Source organism: Enterobacter cloacae complex sp. SHL022 (assembly GCF_049237785.1).
In the GTDB taxonomy this organism is placed as follows: Bacteria; Pseudomonadota; Gammaproteobacteria; order Enterobacterales; family Enterobacteriaceae; genus Enterobacter; species Enterobacter hormaechei_C.
The window spans coordinates 172,047-189,426 of record NZ_JBMKJH010000006.1; the positions used below are offsets into that span (position 1 = coordinate 172,047).

Annotated in this window: 15 protein-coding genes; 6 read left to right on the forward strand and 9 right to left on the reverse strand. The window is 56.2% G+C overall.

The window, feature by feature from the left end; genetic code table 11:
* The first annotated feature begins 75 nt into the window (after positions 1-75).
* Complete coding sequence (locus ACOTZD_RS14170) at positions 76-1,368, forward strand: glycoside hydrolase family 28 protein (RefSeq protein ID WP_174402336.1); 1,293 nt, start codon at positions 76-78, stop codon at positions 1,366-1,368.
* A gap of 176 nt (positions 1,369-1,544) precedes the next feature.
* Here the strand turns inward: ACOTZD_RS14170 and ACOTZD_RS14175 are convergent, their stop codons facing one another.
* The 3 genes from ACOTZD_RS14175 to ACOTZD_RS14185 form a co-directional block, all read right to left on the reverse strand.
* A complete protein-coding gene (locus ACOTZD_RS14175) occupies positions 1,545-2,030 on the reverse strand; it encodes a GNAT family N-acetyltransferase (protein WP_032609220.1) in 486 nt (161 codons plus the stop codon).
* Positions 2,018-2,284 carry a DUF1778 domain-containing protein gene (locus ACOTZD_RS14180; RefSeq protein ID WP_003857131.1) on the reverse strand — a complete coding sequence of 89 codons (267 nt, stop codon included), beginning with the start codon at positions 2,282-2,284 and terminating at the stop codon, positions 2,018-2,020. The genes ACOTZD_RS14175 and ACOTZD_RS14180 overlap by 13 nt, the downstream gene beginning before the upstream one ends.
* Positions 2,285-2,347: 63 nt before the next feature.
* Positions 2,348-3,277: a LysR family transcriptional regulator gene (locus tag ACOTZD_RS14185; protein WP_421636315.1), complete on the reverse strand. Its 930-nt coding sequence runs from the start codon at positions 3,275-3,277 to the stop codon at positions 2,348-2,350.
* Positions 3,278-3,406: 129 nt separating this feature from the next.
* Here ACOTZD_RS14185 and ACOTZD_RS14190 point away from each other — a divergent pair, with 129 nt between their 5' ends.
* On the forward strand, positions 3,407-4,795 hold the full coding sequence (locus tag ACOTZD_RS14190) for an MFS transporter (protein ID WP_023314162.1): 1,389 nt from the start codon (positions 3,407-3,409) through the stop codon (positions 4,793-4,795).
* Positions 4,796-4,816: 21 nt separating this feature from the next.
* Here ACOTZD_RS14190 and ACOTZD_RS14195 read toward each other — a convergent pair whose 3' ends face one another.
* From ACOTZD_RS14195 to ACOTZD_RS14205, 3 genes are read right to left on the reverse strand one after another with little or no spacing between them, the layout of a single operon-like run.
* Positions 4,817-5,812, reverse strand: coding sequence for a DUF2891 domain-containing protein (locus ACOTZD_RS14195; protein ID WP_003857125.1), 996 nt, complete (start codon positions 5,810-5,812; stop codon positions 4,817-4,819).
* Between the two features lie 9 nt (positions 5,813-5,821).
* Complete coding sequence (locus ACOTZD_RS14200) at positions 5,822-6,808, reverse strand: DUF979 domain-containing protein (protein WP_047055515.1); 987 nt, start codon at positions 6,806-6,808, stop codon at positions 5,822-5,824.
* Positions 6,805-7,527: a DUF969 domain-containing protein gene (locus ACOTZD_RS14205; protein WP_047055514.1), complete on the reverse strand. Its 723-nt coding sequence runs from the start codon at positions 7,525-7,527 to the stop codon at positions 6,805-6,807. The genes ACOTZD_RS14200 and ACOTZD_RS14205 overlap by 4 nt, the downstream gene beginning before the upstream one ends.
* Before the next feature lie 224 nt (positions 7,528-7,751).
* Here ACOTZD_RS14205 and ACOTZD_RS14210 point away from each other — a divergent pair, with 224 nt between their 5' ends.
* Positions 7,752-8,300: a winged helix DNA-binding protein gene (locus tag ACOTZD_RS14210; RefSeq protein WP_003857118.1), complete on the forward strand. Its 549-nt coding sequence runs from the start codon at positions 7,752-7,754 to the stop codon at positions 8,298-8,300.
* Here the strand turns inward: ACOTZD_RS14210 and glgX are convergent.
* The 3 genes from glgX to treZ are packed head-to-tail and all read right to left on the reverse strand — an operon-like array spanning position 8,297 to position 14,640.
* Positions 8,297-10,372, reverse strand: coding sequence for a glycogen debranching protein GlgX (gene glgX / locus ACOTZD_RS14215; protein ID WP_174402304.1), 2,076 nt, complete (start codon positions 10,370-10,372; stop codon positions 8,297-8,299). The two genes, ACOTZD_RS14210 and glgX, sit on opposite strands and share 4 nt — an antisense overlap.
* A gap of 15 nt (positions 10,373-10,387) precedes the next feature.
* Positions 10,388-12,856: a malto-oligosyltrehalose synthase gene (treY, locus tag ACOTZD_RS14220; protein WP_174402305.1), complete on the reverse strand. Its 2,469-nt coding sequence runs from the start codon at positions 12,854-12,856 to the stop codon at positions 10,388-10,390.
* Positions 12,853-14,640, reverse strand: coding sequence for a malto-oligosyltrehalose trehalohydrolase (treZ, locus tag ACOTZD_RS14225; protein ID WP_104468623.1), 1,788 nt, complete (start codon positions 14,638-14,640; stop codon positions 12,853-12,855). The genes treY and treZ overlap by 4 nt, the downstream gene beginning before the upstream one ends.
* A 131-nt stretch (positions 14,641-14,771) precedes the next feature.
* On the opposite strand from treZ, the gene ACOTZD_RS14230 reads away from it, so the two are divergent.
* The 3 genes from ACOTZD_RS14230 to ACOTZD_RS14240 all read left to right on the forward strand — a co-directional run bounded on the left by ACOTZD_RS14230 (position 14,772) and on the right by ACOTZD_RS14240 (position 17,380).
* Entirely contained in the window at positions 14,772-15,299 is a 528-nt protein-coding gene (locus ACOTZD_RS14230) for a GNAT family N-acetyltransferase (protein ID WP_003857109.1), read from the forward strand.
* A 111-nt stretch (positions 15,300-15,410) separates the two neighbouring features.
* Positions 15,411-16,295 (forward strand): SDR family oxidoreductase, encoded by an 885-nt coding sequence (locus tag ACOTZD_RS14235; RefSeq protein ID WP_022651207.1) that lies wholly within the window; start codon positions 15,411-15,413, stop codon positions 16,293-16,295.
* A 107-nt stretch (positions 16,296-16,402) separates the two neighbouring features.
* The gene (locus tag ACOTZD_RS14240; protein WP_023324665.1) at positions 16,403-17,380 is read left to right on the forward strand and encodes an MBL fold metallo-hydrolase; all 978 of its coding nucleotides are present in this window, start codon (positions 16,403-16,405) and stop codon (positions 17,378-17,380) included.

Genomic DNA, 17,380 nt, shown 5'->3' on the forward strand with positions numbered 1-17,380 from the left:
AGGCTGTCAAACAGACAAAGGTTATTCTTCACGCGGATTTCTAGACTAAGGCTTTCATCTGTTTAAGGACAAGCCATGAAAGCGATCTCCATTCTGGCGTGTGGCGCGGACCCAACCGCGCAACGCCTGTCAACGTCTGCCATTCAGCAGGCCATAAACAGTGCTCAAGAGAACGATGTCATTGTTATTCCGCAAGGCCGTTTTCTGACCGGCGCACTGTTTCTGAAAAGCGGTGTTTCGCTTCGCCTGGATGCTGGCGCACAGCTCGTTGGAAGCCAGGATCTGGCTGATTATCCCCTGATAAACACCCGGGTGGCCGGCATTGATATGCGCTGGCCGGCAGGCATTATTAATATCATTGATTGTGAAAACGTCAGCATTACCGGTACAGGCACGATAGACGGGCAGGGTGTCATCTGGTGGCAACGCTTCTGGGGCGATGACGAACGCAGCGGCATGGTTGGCGATTACAGCGCCAGAGGATTACGCTGGGTGGTTGATTACGACTGTCAGCGCCCGCGCAATATCCTGGTCTTTGAAAGCCAGAACATTCTGCTGCGTGATTTTACCAGTCGGGAGTCCGGATTCTGGAACATACACCTTTGTTATTCGCGCCGTATCGCGGTTGAGGGTGTGCAAATCAGCAATTCTGCGGGGCCGAGCACCGACGGGATTGACGTCGACTCCTGCGAACAGGCGCGGATTGAACGCTGCATTGTGTCCTGCAATGACGACAATATTTGCATCAAATCTGGACGAGGACGCGAAGCGGCGCAAAAAGCACGTACCGCGCGGGATATAGTGATTCGAGGATGTACGCTGAATAAGGGATCCGGGATCACGCTGGGGAGTGAAACTTCAGGTGGCATTGAACGCGTCCTGATAGAAGATAACGCGTTTAACGGAACGGGCGTCGGGTTCCGCATTAAGTCGGCCCGCAACCGTGGCGGGTTTATCCGTGATATCACCGTCCAAAATTTACGTCTTACGGAAGTACGTTTTCCGGTGCTGATCCAGCTGAACTGGTTTCCGCAGTACAGCTATGGCGACCAGAGCAATTTATCTGATAAACCAGAACACTGGCGCAAGCTGGCTGAAGGTGTTGAGGGCGAAGCCGGTCTTACTGAGGTCAGCGGACTGACGATTAAAAATATGACGGCGCGTCGCTCAGACAACAAATATTTCTCGCGGGCATTTTTCATTGCGGGGTATCCGGAGCGTCCTGTGGCCGGGTTAACGCTGGAGGGGATTTTTATTGACGCGACAGAGTTTGGGAAAATTTCCGGTGTGGATGGGTTGCGCTTTCAGGATGTGCAGGTGACTGCCGTAGAGAACACGCAAGACTGTAACGACAGTTATGAACGTTGATGGCATAGAATCTATGGGCATAATTCGCTGAATGAGCAGAACAAGGCTGGGCCCGAAACGGCTGGATTTGTTCTTAATTAATCTTAGTGCGCATAATGTATATTATGTTAAATAAGATATTATGAATCCTATCACTCATCAGATAAGCCCATCGCATACCACCCTTTCCTTTGCCTCTACTGAGGAAGCCGGAGAAACAGTGTCCGTTCCTGAGTCTGCGAGGCTTTAAAACCATGGTGGATATAAAACGCTTTGGCTTCCTCAGTGAGTGCATGAACCATGATCGCCCGCACCCCGATATTCTCAGCTACCCGATAACAGCGTAAAACCGCATCGTGGAGTAAATCGGCTCCCAACCCGTTTCCGCGTAACGAGACATCAACAGCCAGACGGGCAAGTATAATCACGGGAATGGGATCCGGCATGTTACGCCGCAGATTACCTGTCGCTTGCGTATGGTTAACGCTGCCGGTAGCCAGTGAGTAAAATCCCGCGACCTGCTTCGTGCCCGTTTTACAAATGACAAACGTTCGGGCTGCGCCGAGCGCCTGGTTTTTCAGACCTCTTTGTTTTAGCCATTCGTCAAGCACGGCCTCTCCGCTGACGAACTCCGCCAGTTGATGGACGCTGGATAAGGGCTCTGGCGCTGTTACACGTCCCACTGCGGTTTCCTTGCCAGCAGTTTTTCTATGGCAGGATCGTCCGCGACCGGGGCATCGAGCATGTCAATGAACTCTGCGTACTGTTCATCGTTAAAATTGAATACACGTCGATCGAGGATCACATTCTCGGCTGCCTGACAGGCCATCTCCAGAATGAAGTCTGTACGTGATTTATGGAGGATCTCTGCGGCGGCATCGATAAGCGCCCGCTGGGATTCTTTGGCTCTGAGATTGAGTTGAACATCTGATTTCATGGGTATACCTCTTGTATAGCAATTGCTTTACAAGCATAACATAAGCGGCGTGTATAGCAATCGCTATACAGCGCTCTTTATCATGTCTGACCTCTCCACACCGCATATCGCAAGAATTTGCTCTCTCAGCCAGCGGTGACCAGGGTCGCGTTCCATTCTTGGGTGCCACATCTGTGAAACCGTAATACGACGGCTTTTGAACGGCAGCTCGAAAACGTGTAACTGCTCCGTTATCTGCTGATTGAGTAAATAGAGCGCGGGTATCATGGCAATAAGATCTGATGCCAGCGCCACGGACAGCGCCGTCGGAAATCCCGGTACGACGCTGGCGATTTTACGTTTTGTCCCCAGTTCGGCCAGCGCATCGTCAACGGAACCGTGCAACGCGCCCTCAGGTGACGCTACCACATGGCCCCAGGCGACATAATCCTTCACCCCTATTTCTGCCTGATTAGCCAGCGGATGCCCCATACGCACGACGCCCACAAACCGATCCTCAAACAGTCGTTGCAGCCGTATTTCAGGCCCCATATTGCTCTGGACGCCAATCTCCAGATCAACCAGCCCTTCCCGAAGATAGCGCGACGTTTTTTCCGGCTTCGGCGCGAAGCGTATACAGACGTCCGGCGCGGCGTCGGCCACAGCCGCTATAAGCGCAGGCCCAAACGCCACCACAAAACCATCGTTTGCCCTGATGGTAAAAAGACGCGCCAGACTTCGCGCGCTGAACGTTTCAGTTGAGGGCTGCAATACCGCCCTGGTCTCGTGCACTGCACGCCTGGCGCGATCCCGGGTCGCTTCGGCCCACGGGGTTAGTACCATGTTACGCCCGGCGCGCACCAGGATCGGGTCGCCTGTAACGTCGCGTAACCTGCTTAATGTCCGGCTCATGGCCGAGGTGCTGAGGTTCAGACGGCGTGCCGCACCTGCGACACTCGCTTCGCTCAGCAATATGTCGAGTGAAATCAGTAAGTTAAAATCTGGATCGGTCATAGCGCTCATTCCTGTACATTCAGATAAGGCGTTTCATGCAACGATAAAGTGCAAATGGTGCGCCTTCCGCCCTGTAAAAGCCATCTTTATAGTTTTGTCATCCATACACTCTTCTCAGAGGACAACCTGATGACGCTCTTTTCCAGTCAACCCGGCGACGAAGGACTGCCTGGCCCGGCGCGCGCACGGGTGATGGCCGCAATTATGACCACCACCTTAATGGGCGTGTTTGATGGCACCATGATCAACATTGCCCTGCCCTCCATGGCCCAGGAGATGCAGGTACCTGCCAGTATTGCCGTCTGGTTCGCCAACGGGTATCTGCTGGCGGCCGCGATGTCGCTGGCAATATTCGCGGCGCTTGCGGCCCGCCTGGGTTATCGCCCCGTTTTTCTGGCAGGTTTGACAACCTTTACCCTGACATCGCTGGGTTGCGCGCTGGCGAAGACGCCCGAAGTGCTCATCGGTATGCGCGTGCTTCAGGGGATCGGCGGCGCGGCGACGCTGAGTATTGCCCCCGCAATCCTGCGATCCGTATTTCCCGGGCGATTACTTGGCCGCATTCTGGGGTTACACGCTCTGCTCATCGCCTCCAGCTCCGCTATCGGGCCGGTATTGGGTGGTACGATCCTTCACACCCTGAGCTGGCAATGGCTGTTTGCGATAAACGTGGTTCCCGGCACCCTCGCCTTACTGCTGGCGGTCAAAGCGCTGCCGCGGGATGCGGTTCGAAAGCAAGCGCCCTTCGACACCCCGGGCGCCATATTGTCGGCGCTGCTGCTGGGGTCGACGATCATGGCGGCGAACAGCCTCCAGGAGGCTACTTATCACCCCGGCAGTCTTTGCTGGACGGTGCTCGCTGCGCTGAGCGGCATGGCGTTTATCTGGCAGATCCGCCGCACGGATAACCCCTTGCTGCCGCCGACGATGTTTAAAAATGAACGTTTTACCCTCGCGGCCTTCACGTCAATGATTGCTTTTGTCAGCCAGGGGATCACTTTTATTGCACTGCCTTTCCTGTTTCAGAGCGAATACGGCTACAGTCCGGTGTTGTCTGCCCTGCTGTTTACGCCGTGGCCGCTAGGGATCGTACTGATTGCGCCGCATGCAGGCCGGTGGGCGGACACGATTTCAGCCCCGGCGATATCCACCCTGGGGCTGGTGATTTTTGTCGTGGGTTTGATCCTTCTTGCGACATTACCCGACCGCCCTACAATGTGGGATATCTGCCTGCGGAGTCTGGTATGCGGCATGGGGTTTGGCTGCTTTCAGAGTCCCAATAACCGGGAAATGCTCTCCAACGTTATTCGTGAGCATGCGAGCTATGCATCCGGTGTTTTATCCATTATGCGCACGTTCGGGCAGTGTCTGGGCGCCGCCGCCGTGGCCGTTCTGCTGGCCGCAGATGAAAGGTCAATTCATGTTGCGCTATGGGTCGCAGCCGCAGCTTCTGCGGTAGCGGTCGTCGTCAGCGCGAGTCGGTTGCGTAAAATCACTCATCCTGCGGAAACAGGATGAGCACGAAAATATAACTAAGCGCTACTCCAGCGCCAGCAGCGCAAAACTCGCCAGCCAGTGGCCGCCGCTGTAGTGGCTGCCGACAACATGCTCCACGCTTGCCGAGAGATGGCGCGCAACGGCATCGTGTAATGGCTTCCGGGCGTGATGATTTTCCGGCAGAGCACGGGCAATGTGCTTCATACACCAGGCGCGGCTGAGGTTGAGACCGTCCAGATGCGCGATTTTCGGGTCGGTGCGGTCGCTCACCTCGGCCGGGTTCATGAGCGCAGAAACGGCGCCCACTTCAGGCAGAAACGCATCGAACCAGGCCGGGAAATCCTCCACCACCTTACTCATCAGCAGGGCCTCGGTCAGCGCTCCGGAGATATACTCGTCGCCACCCGGCTCATAATGCGCAGGATATTGCGTGTCCGCGAGGTAAAACCGCGTTGCCGCGTCCAGGATGGCGCGCTCAAGCGTGTCATCGTTCACCGCCCGGGCATAATCCAGCCCCAGCGCGAGCGCAAACGCCGTGTTGTAGTGCGTCCCGACGCGGATCGGATAGGTAAGCTTGCTGAGGTAATCCACCAGCCGCTGGCGAATATCCAGCGTTAACGGTTGCAGCGTCTGGTACCAGCGCTCCGCCTGCGGCAGTGACGATTGCTTCAGCTCCTGCGCCAGCGCCAGCAGCCAGCCGTAGCCATAAGGCCGCTCAAACGACGCGCGGAACGGCGCGGTAAAATAGGCCAACTCCTTCGCCACCTTCTCGTCGGTCAGGTGTTCTTCGAACAGAGTGATGATCTCTTCCCGGCACGGCAGTTCGGGCCAGAGACGCAGGCAGCGCAGCAGCAGCCAGTAGCCATGCACCGCAGAGTGCCAGTCAAAACAGCCGTAAAAGATCGGGTGCAGCTCGCGAGGCGGCAGAACGTCGCCGTCATCGTTGAGCAGATGCATAATGTGGTTCGGGTATTCCTGACGTAAATAGGTCAACGGCATTCTGGCGAAGGCGTCAGCCTGATGTTGCGTTAATTCCATTGCAGCTCCTTAGCGAAACACGAGGAAATACATTAAGAACACGTTCACCACCAGCAGGGTTAACGCGGTCGGGATCTGGATCTTGATAACCTGATATTTGTCTTTTAGCTCCAGTAGCGCGGCGGGCACAATGTTGAAGTTGGCGGCCATCGGCGTCATCAGCGTGCCGCAATAGCCAGCGTACATACCGATAGCCAGCAGCGGCGCCGGGTTACCGTGATGGACGTTAATCAGGAATGGCAGAGCGATACCGGCGCTTAACACCGGGAAGGCTGCGAAGGCGTTACCCATGATCATGGTAAACAGCGCCATCCCCACGCAATAAATGACCACCAGCATGAAGCGGCTGTCCGGGTTCACAAACAGGCTGACCACCTTTTGTACCGATTCGCCGGTATTCGCCACCACAAACACCCCGCCGAGCATGGCGAGCATCTGCGGCAGGATCACCGCCCAGCCAATGGTATCGACCAGCCGACGCGACTGACGAACCGCATGCAGCGGCGTACCTTTTGTCAGCCACCAGCCGGTGAGGATAGCTGCCACACAGGCCACGCACAGCGCCGCCAGCGTAAGCTGTTTCTGGTCGAGCAGATAAACACCGCCAATCGACACGCCTTTCAGAAATAGCGTCCCGATGACCGTTACCACGGGGATCATCAGTGCCGGTAAAAACAGCCAGTTTTTCAGCCGGTTCGACGAGGCAACACGCTCCTCCTCGGTGGACATTTTATAATACCCCTTCCCGACCAGCCCGAAACCGGCCAGCAGCGCAATCACGATAACGGCGCCGCCAATAATGCGATACGCCAGGGGCTTACCCAGCTCCTGCACCATCAGATCGCCAAACAGGAAGATCCCGCCAAACAGAAACCAGAACAGCGCCGTGGTATAGCGTTTCGGGTTAGCGCGATCGCGAAGGGTCATCACAACCAGCAGCATCACGACGAAGCCGATCAGGTAGTACACGCGGTTAATGGTGATGAGGGTCATCATGGTGCGATCTCCTGCGTATCCTGCTCTGCTTTCCAGGCCATCACGTCGCGACGAATGCTGGCATCGAGGCGTAGCAGACGCGTCATATGGATGATCAGTGCCGCAATGGCGGTCGGAATGGCCCACAGGCCGATATGCAGCGGTTCGATCCCCTCGATCCCGTTCTCTTTCAGGAACGCATCAATCAGCAGTACCGCGCCAAAGGCGATAAAAATATCTTCCCCAAAGAAAACCGCGATATTGTCACACGCGGCGGCATGGGCTTTGATTTTGTCGCGGATAGTCTGCGGCAGTTCCCCGTATTCATTCAGAGCTGCCCCTTCCGCCATCGGCGCCAGCAGCGGACGCACCGTTTGCGCGTGGCCGCCAAGCGACATCAGGCCCAGCGCAGCCGTTCCTTCGCGGGCAACAAAGTAGAGCATCAGGATACGCGCCGAGGTGGCGCTGGCGATCTTCGCGACCCAGGCCTGGGCGCGTTCTTTCAGCCCGTAATACTCTAATAGGCCAATCACCGGCAGGATCAGAATGAAGGTGGCAAGCGATCGGCTATTCACGAACTTTTCGCCAAAGGTTTCCAGCAGCATACCGAAATCCATGCCAACCAGCAGGCCCGTCGCCAGGCCCGCCACCACGACAACCAGCAGCGGGTTGAAACGCAGTGCAAAACCAATAACCACCACCGGAATCCCGATAAGTGGCAACAGTGTAGAACTGTCCATAAACGTTACCCTATCCAAAGTGAGCGTTGCGCGCCGACGGCTATTTTTTATACTTCGCAGCAGAGCGAAGCCGGTGCATTACGGCGCGCGATGTTGTGTTTTGCGTGAGGCTCCACAGAACCTGCACTAAAAAGCTATATCTGAACGTCAAAAACATGTAAACAATTTATCAATAAAATGTTCTTATTTTATCGACGGGTTTACATTTCGGGGGAAGGATCGTTATGACAGTAAAGAAAAAGACGACAGCGTTAAACCACGACGATATTGCGGACGGGCGAATCGTCTCCTCCCGTCATCTCGTCTCAGAGCGGTGTGCTGAATTATCAGAGCTGGAATATGCGCTGATCATGACCAGCAATGCGTTTAACAAATGGATGGTGCGCTGCATGACCGCAGCGGGTGAACCGGATATGGGGGCCTTTGATGTTTCGCTTCTGCACCACGTGAATCACCGCAACCGTAAGAAAAAGCTGGCTGACATCTGCTTTGTGCTGAACGTGGAAGATACCCACGTGGTGACGTATGCGCTGAAAAAGCTGGTCAAGGCGGGCTACGTCACCAGCGAGAAAGCGGGAAAAGAGCTTTTTTTCTCCACTACGGAGGAGGGAAAAGCGCTGTGCATGAAGTACCGGGAGGTGCGGGAGGCCTGCCTGATCAACATTCATGCGGAAAGCGGTATTCCGGGCGCGTCGATTGGCGAGACCGCGCAGTTACTCCGCGCGATCTCCTCCCTGTATGATACCGCCGCACGCGCGGCGGCCTCGCTTTAAGGACGGCGGAACAGGATGATACTCCGCCCGGCCAGCTCGTAATCGACAGATTCAGTGATGATTTCCCCCGTGGTGGCATCCTCCGACGTCGAGAGTTCGAGCACCCAACCCCCTTCGCCAAACTGCGGGATCTGGAATGGCACCGTACCTTCAAACGGGTTAAACAGCATCAGCACGTCTTGCCAGACGCCCTCTTCCTGCTCAAGATCAGGACGGCTGATGGCAAGACCAAGGGTGGAACCCTCGTCCCACTGTTCCGACTGCTGCGGTCCGCCACCGGCGTTAAACCAGCGGATCTCCAGCCCGTCGCGCCAGTTCTCACGTCGCAGCAGCGGCTGCGTCGCGCGCAGGGCAATCAACCGACGGGTAAAGTCGCGCAGCTTCTCGTCGTTTTCAGTGAGTCCTTCCCAGTTTACCCAGGAGATCTCGCTGTCCTGACAATAGCCGTTATTATTGCCCTTTTGCGTCCGGCCAAACTCATCGCCTGCCAGCAGCATCGGCGTGCCGTGCGAGAAGAAGAGCGTGGTGAGGAAGTTGCGCTTTTGCCGCTCGCGGGTGGCAATGATATCCGGGTTTTCCGTCGGCCCTTCCTCGCCGTAGTTATACGAACGGTTATCGTTATGTCCGTCGTTATTATCTTCCCCGTTATCGGCGTTATGTTTCTCGTTGTACGATACCAGATCGTTCAGCGTGAAGCCGTCATGCGCGGTGATAAAATTGACGCTGGCCCACGGACGACGCCCGCGCAGATCGTACAAATCACCGGACCCTAACAGACGGGCGGCAAAATCGTTAGAAACGTTATCCCCCTTCCAGTATTCACGTACCGTATCGCGGTATTTGTCGTTCCACTCACCCCAGCCAGGTGGGAAGCCCCCCACCTGATACCCGCCGGGGCCGATATCCCACGGCTCACCGATGAGCTTCAGCTTCGACAGCACCGGATCCTGGGTCACGGCATCAAAGAAGCCGCCGCGCGGATCGAACCCCTCCGGCTCACGTCCGAGAATGGTCCCGAGGTCAAAGCGGAAACCGTCAATCTGCATCGACTCCGCCCAGTAGCGCAGGGAGTCCATGACCATCTGCAACACGCGCGGGTGCGATGTATTAACGGTGTTCCCGGTGCCGGTGTCGTTGATGTAATACCGGTGCTGATCCGGCATGGTGCGGTAATAACAGAAGTTATCAATCCCCTTAAACGACAGGGTTGGTCCCAGCTCGTTGCCCTCCGCCGTGTGGTTATAGACCACGTCGAGGATCACCTCGATGCCCGCGTCATGATAGGCACGCACCATGTCGCGGAAACCCTGGATGCCCGCCGGGCCGTAATAGCGGGACGCTGGCGCAAAGAAACCGAGCGAGTTATAGCCCCAGAAGTTTTTCAGGCCGCGATCGAGCAGGTGCTGATCGTCAGGGAACCAGTGAACCGGTAGCAGCTCGACCGAGGTAATGCCGAGGCTTTTGATGTATTCCACCGAGGCTTTATGCCCCATCCCCTCAAACGTACCGCGCAGTTCAGGCGGAATAGCCGGGTTAAGCTGGGTAAAGCCTTTTACGTGGCTTTCATAGACCACGGTATGCGGCCACGGGATATCGGGCCGGCGTGAGTCCTGCCAGTCAACGGCATTGGGGTCGATGACCTTACATTTGGGCGTAAATGGCGCGCTGTCTCGCGTATCAAAACTGAGATCCAGCTCATCGTGTCCCAGCTCATAGCCGAAGTGGGCATCGTTCCACTCAATGTCACTCACCAGTTCACGGGCATAGGGGTCAATAAGCAGCTTATTGGGGTTAAAACGGTGACCGTTCTCCGGATCGTAGGGGCCATACACACGGTAGCCATACAGCGCCCCCGGTTTCAGATCCGGCACATAGCCGTGCCAGACCTCATGGGTATATTCCGGCAGTTCCAGGCGGGCGATTTCTGTTTTTCCCGAAGGATCAAACAGACACAGCTCCACCCGCTCCGCGTGGGCGGAAAACAGGGCGAAGTTTACCCCTTTCCCGTCATAATTTGCGCCCAACTGCTGGCCATGACCGGCCCGAATTTCAAACGTTGTATCCTTTGGCATTTTTGTTCTCCTCGATTAGTCGCAGGTAAGCAGAACCAACAAACATCCCTTTTCAGACGTTAAATCCAGCGTCTCTGGCAGAAGGCGACGCTCACCGGTAAACAGATCCCGGTAGTGCTTCCCGGCCAGCTCCTGGGGTATGGCCACGATAGTGTTGGCCCACAGCATCGCATTGGCGGTGACGTCAAACACCAGACGCGGCACGGCGACGATCAGCGCCTCGTCATCTTTTATGCGGGCATAAACGATCAGATTCTCCTCCCGCTCACCGGTTACCTTCAGCGGCAGCCAGTCGCCGTAGCGGAAAAGTGCGGGGTAATGTGGCCGAAGCCGTAACAGCGTGGCGGTAACGTACTGCTTCACGCTGCCGTCTCGCCAGCGTTGCGCATCGTTAAAAACGGTGCCATCCGCTACGCTGAGGTTTTCCGCCAGTGCGGCGAAATCCGGTTCGCGGCGGTTATCCGGGTCGACGAGGCTGAAGTTAAGCCCCTCGCTGCCCTGGTAGATGTCCGGTACGCCAGGCGCAGTCAGCTTGATCACCGTCTGGCTCAGGCTGTTCATTAACCCAGCCCGAATAAACGGCTGGAGTGCGGCACTGAAATCACGCAGGAACAGGGTGTTATCCGGGGAAAGCAGATGGCGCACGTAGTCCAGGACCACGCTCTCGTAACCTTCGTTGCTGTCGATCCAGTCGGTACGCTGCTTGGCCTCGCGCAGGGCTTTCTCGATAAAGCCGAGGAAACGCTCTTCCAGTGACTTAAGGCCATCACGATCCTCAGGCGACAGGGTTGCTGGCCAGACGCCCGCCAGCGCCTGGAAGATCATCCAGGTGTCGGCGGCGTTCGGCGCGGTGCCATCGTTGAGGAATCGGACCTGCGTCTGGTTCATCTGCCGCCAGCGCGCCAGATTTTCTCCCCACAGATCTGGCGCTTCCGTCAGCGTATAGAGACGAGCTCGTGCATCCTCGCCGCGTTTGGTGTCGTGGGTGGAGGTTCCCAGCAGCGCATCGGGCTGGCGGGCAAGACGAATGCGCATTTCCTGATGAAAACGGGAAAGTGAAAACGCGCGCGGCGTCGGGTCGGCGCCGACTTCGTTCAGGGCCAGCTCCAGGTTATGGCGGAAGAACAGCGTATCCTCTACCGATTTTGCCATCAGCGGCCCGGTCAGTTGCTGAAAACGGGTGCGGAAAAGCGAGGCCAGCGCGTGGTCATGCTCCGGCAGATCGCCGGTAAGAATACGCACGATCAGGCTCAGAGCGGGTTCAGAGGCGTTGACGCTGGCGACCACACGGCTGAGCAGCGCCACATCCGGTGGCGTCAGTCCCTCAGCGGTGCCGTAGGTGCGATACACCGGAAACGCGATAAGCAGCTCACGCAGGGCATGGCGGATATCATCATGCTCCACTTCGGCGCCGTTATGCCCGGCCAGCTCGCTGGCTATTTTGAGCAACGTGGTAAATTCACCCTCAAAATTACGATCGGTCATCAGCCCTTTGGCGTTGCGAAGTTCCGCCTGCCTGTCCACGGTCGTACCCAGCGTCTCGTCGTAGAGCATCTCCAGCCGCGAGAGGTTGGTATCATCCACCAGCACTTCCGCCAGGGAGGCGATAAACTCATAACCCGTAGTACCTGAGATGGGCCACTCCGGAGGAAGCTGTTCCCCTTTGGCGAGGATTTTTTCCACCGTGATGTAGCAATCCGGTCCGGAAGCCGCACGCAGTCGCTGCAAATAGCCCAGCGGATCGGCAAGCCCGTCCACATGGTCAATGCGCAGGCCGTCGACAACCCCGGCGTGGACAAGCTCAAGGATCAGGTGGTGCGTATCTGCGAATACCGCCTCATCCTCTACCCGCACGCCGACCAGCCCGGTGATTTCAAAAAAGCGACGCCATGAAAGCTGTTTCGGCGCTTCACGCCAGGACATCAGCCGCCAGCTTTGCGCCTCGTGGATCTCAGCGATGCTCTTGCCTTCGGCATACGTGCCGGGATTAAGCGGATAGGCGGTATCATAGTAAACCAGCGCTGCGCTGTTGGTGACACTGTCACGTTTTAAGGTGATAGCCCCCCGCTCCAGCTCGGCTTCAAAGGTGTCGCCAAGAAACGGCAACGTCAGCGGTCGGGACCAGTCGATATCAAAATACGCCGCATAGCGGCTCTGCCTGCCATGTTCGATAACATCGCGCCACCAGCGGTTTTCCAGCGAGGTCGACATATGGTTAGGAACGATATCCAGAATCAGCCCCATCCCCGCCTGTTTCAGCGCCGCCGCCATGCGGTCAAACCCTTCCCGCCCGCCAATCGCCGGGTCAATTTCGTTGGGGTCGGTCACGTCATAGCCGTGGGTGGAATTCGTGGTTGCGGTGAAAACAGGCGACGCGTAAAGATGGCTGATACCGAGGTCTTTCATATACGGAATCAGGTCTGCCACGCGGTCAAAGGTCATGCCGTTGCGAAACTGAATTCGGTAAGTAGAGGAAGGGATCATAGCGCTGCTTCTCCATCAGCAAAGCGAACAACAATGCTGTTCGGCGGCAGGTTTTCGACTGCCTCCGGCCAGCTAAAGATCGTTTTTCCGGGCAGGTCCGGTAAGGCGAGCGGCTTTTTGCCGATATTCAGCGCCAGCGACAACGTGCCGGACGGAAAACGCCAGCTCACGGCAACCATGCCGAGCGCCGTTTGCAGGACGTTACCCTCCACGGTGCCCCGCTGTTTCAGTAACGGGACGATAAAGCGCTGACGCAGCACAATCAGCTCGCGCGTGACGTGCAGCCACGCCCTGCCTTCCTCCGTGTCTGCCTTGTTCCAGTCAAGCTTCGACCGCATAAAGGTATTTACGTCATTGGGGTCCGGTACGGTTTCATCGTGCCCGGCATGGCCGGTAAACTCTTTCGCGCGCCCTTCCCGCACCGCTTTCGCCAGGTCGCCGTGGAAGTCGGTGAAAAAGAGGAACGGATGCGTTTCGCCATACTCCTCGCCCATAAACAGCAGCGGAATATGGGGCGACAGGAGCAGCGCCGCGAACAGCACGCGCGTTTTATCCGCCCCAGCCAGAGAGATAAGCCTCTCCCCCTGGGCACGGTTGCCGACCTGGTCGTGATTTTGAATAAAATCGACAAAAAACTGTGGGGGTTGCTCGCGACACTCTACCCCGCGCGATTTTCCGGTCTGAAGCGAGATTTCCCCCTGGTAGACAAAGCCTTCTGCTAGCGCCCGCGCCAGTTTTTTCTCCGGCTCAAAGGCAAAATCCTGATAGTAGGCGTGTGATTCTCCCGTCGCGAAGACATGCGCGGCGTTGTGAAAATCATCATTCCATTCGGCGGTGAAAAGCGGCGTCTGACCATGCTCATCACGCGGATGCAGGAAAATCACGTTGCGACTGTCTTCGGTGGTCAGATGGATATGCCGATCCGGAAAGGCGTCGCGGATCCGTTGCGCTATTTCGGGAAGAATATGGGTCTCAGCGTCGTCATGGATCTGGTCGATGGCGTCGAAGCGCAGACCGTCAAGATGATACTCCGAGAGCCAGAATAACGGCGCCTCAGCGATGTATTGCCGGACAGCTTCAACCTCATAGGCAATACCGTTGCCCCACGGGGTCATACGATCCTGATGGAAAAACGCCGGCGAGAGCAACGGCAGGTAGTTCCCTTCCGGGCCAAAGTGGTTGAGTACGATATCCAGCACCACGGAAAGCCCGAGCGCGTGGGCGGCATCAATGAAGGCATGAAAATCATCCGGTGTACCATAAGCCGAGTGCGGGGCATACAGCAGTACACCGTCATACCCCCATCCGCGCGCGCCCCCGAACTGGGACACGGGCATCACTTCCAGTTGCGTAATACCCAGTTCGGCCAGATAAGGCAGTTTGTCGATGGCCGCCCTGAAGGTTCCTTCCCCGGTGAAGGTGCCGATATGCAGCTCGTAGATCACCGTCTCTTCCCACGGTCGTCCTTGCCATTCGCGCTGAGCGGGCAGGCTGCGACGCGGGTCGATCACCACCGACGGGCCATTGACGTCAGCCTGCTGCGCGCGCGAGGCCGGGTCCGGCACCGCCATTCCATCCTGTAAAACAAACTGATACGTCGTACCGTGCCTGATGCCGGGCACGTCAATCTGAAACCAGCCGTCGCCCACCGCCGCCATGTGAATGTCGGTATCGGTTAAACGCAACGTGAGATCTTTTTGCCCTTCTGCCCAGACGCGAAAACGTACAACGTCATCGGAAATAAACTCAGCACCCCAGTGCCTGCGACATGTTCTGAATTCCATTCATTGTCCTCGAATGACCACATTTTACGCGGAACGAAATACAAGCTTAGACCAGGATCTACAGAGTGTTATGCCAGCAGAGTATGCCGCTTCGTCTATTATCTATTTATAACTCCCACTTAAGGAATACTATGCATATTCGAAAAGGATTAAGCACCGACCTTGCCCGTCTTGAATGCTGTGATTTTTCTTTTACGGTCGATGAGATTGCCAGAGAGCCTTTTCTCAATGGTGATTTGCATATCGAGGCGCTGACCGAACCTTATCTTAAAACCTATGAACTGGATCTCCAGACGCTGGAAAATCATTGTGTTAATCCGGATTCAATATTTCTTATCGCCGAAACGGATGACGGTGAAATCGCCGGTTTTATTACCGCGTCCTGCAACTGGAATAAATTTATATCGGTGGATTACATTGCCGTGGAGCGTTCAAAGCGTCGTACGGGCGCGGCGCACAAGCTGATGTCCGCCACCCACGTCTGGGCGCGAAGCCTCAATGCGCCCGGGTTACGGCTGGAGACGCAGAACGTTAATGTTTCTGCCTGTCTTTTTTATCGTCACTATGGGTTTATTCTCGGCGGTTACGATCGCTACCTTTACAACGCCCTGCCGGAAAAAGATGAGGTCGCCCTTTTCTGGTATTACATGCTGGCTTGAGAAAATATTTTATATCCGCTACCGGAAGATAGATTTGTCTGAATTTGTCAATTTTGCCCGCTTACGTTTAATTAACGACTAATCTTGGAATTCACTATTAAGGAGGCCGGTATGTCTACAGGAAATAATCACACGCTGCATTACCCTCGTCCACCGTTTGCTGAACAACCGCAAAGGGCCCCCGGGCTGGCATCGGAAATGAAGCCAATACCGGATCATGGTGAAACAAGTTATATCGGGTCAGGAAAACTGGCAGGAAAAAAAGCGCTGATTACCGGCGGTGATTCCGGAATTGGTCGCGCGGTAGCGATCGCCTATGCCCGTGAAGGCGCAGATGTCGCTATTGGCTATCTGCCGGAAGAGGAGTCCGATGCGGCATCGGTCATTGCGCTGATTCAGGCTGAAGGCCGTAAAGCGGTCGCCATTCCGGGCGACATTCGCGTGGAGTCGTTCTGCGACACGCTGGTGGAAAAAGCCGTTGCCGAACTGGGCGGCCTGGATATTCTGGTGAATAACGCCGGACGCCAGCAGTACTGTGAATCTATCGACGATCTCACCACGGCAGATTTTGACGCGACGTTTAAGACCAACGTCTATGCCCCCTTCTGGATCACCAAAGCTGCGCTGCGCCATTTGCAGGAAGGCGCCGTGATCATTAACACCACTTCCGTTCAGGCGTTTAAACCGAGCGCGATCCTGGTGGACTATGCGCAGACCAAAGCCTGTAACGTAGCCTTTACCAAGTCTCTGGCCCAGCAGCTGGGACCGCGTGGCATTCGGGTGAATGCCGTCGCGCCAGGTCCATACTGGACGCCTCTTCAGTCCAGCGGCGGCCAGCCGCAGTCCAAAGTTCAGAAGTTCGGGGAAGATACGCCCCTGGGCAGACCGGGCCAGCCGGTTGAAATCGCACCGCTGTATGTATTGTTTGCCTCCGATACCTGCTCATACGCCTCCGGGCAAGTGTGGTGCTCTGACGGCGGTACCGGCGTGCTGTAAAGCATCCTCTCAGACCTATCCATTCCATGGATAGGTCACATTCACTTCCCGGCGGTTCTCAAAAATCGCAGTTGAACTATGATGAACTTACTATTGAGGAGCCCATCATGTTTACTGTGAAAAAACTTGCGATATCAACCCTGTTGGCCGGTTCGGTTTTATTCTTTCCCGCTATCCACGCGGTGGCCAGCGTTCCGCAGCATGTGGTGAAACAGCAGGCTGGCGGCTACAGCGTTCAGGTTGGCGATACGATTGTCACCGCCTTTACGGACGGGAGCGTGCCGCAGGATCTGCACGCCTTACTGCGCCGGACGACGGCGGAAAATACCGATGCGTTACTGGCTAAAAACTTCCAGGCCAATCCGGTGGAAGCGTCGATTAACGCGTTCTATATCGCCATCCCCGGCCACAAAATTCTGGTGGATACCGGTTCTGGTCAGCTGTTTGGCCCCGGCAAAGGCGGGCGGCTGATTGAGAGCCTGGCGACCCAGGGCATCAAACCCGAAGATATTACCGATATTCTGATCACCCATGCTCACTCCGATCACGCTGGCGGCCTGGTTAAAGACGGTCAGCGCGTGTTTACCCGCGCGCAGGTGTATGTCGGCAAACCGGATATCGATTTCTTCTTTAACGACGAGAACCAGAAAAAGTCTGGCTATGACCAGAACTACTTCGACGTCGCGCACAAGACCTTAAAGCCCTATCTGGATGCCGGAAAAGTGACGACCTTCTCCGGCACGGAACAGCTTCTGCCGGGCATCAGCGGTACGGTTCACCCGGGTCACACTCCAGGCTCCGCGTTCTACACGCTGGAGAGCAAAGGTGAAAAAATGACTTTTGTCGGCGACATCATTCACGTTGCCGCGGTTCAGTTCCCACAGCCCAACGTGACGATTGCTTACGATGAGGATCAGGACGGCGCCGCCCGGGTGCGCAACGCTGCTTTCGCTGAGTTTGTGAAAAATAAAGCGCTGATTGCGGCGCCACATCTGCCTTTCCCCGGGATCGGCTATGTGACGAAAGGTGAGCGGGACGGCTACGCGTGGGTTCCGGTGACCTATACCAACCGTGACGCAAAATAA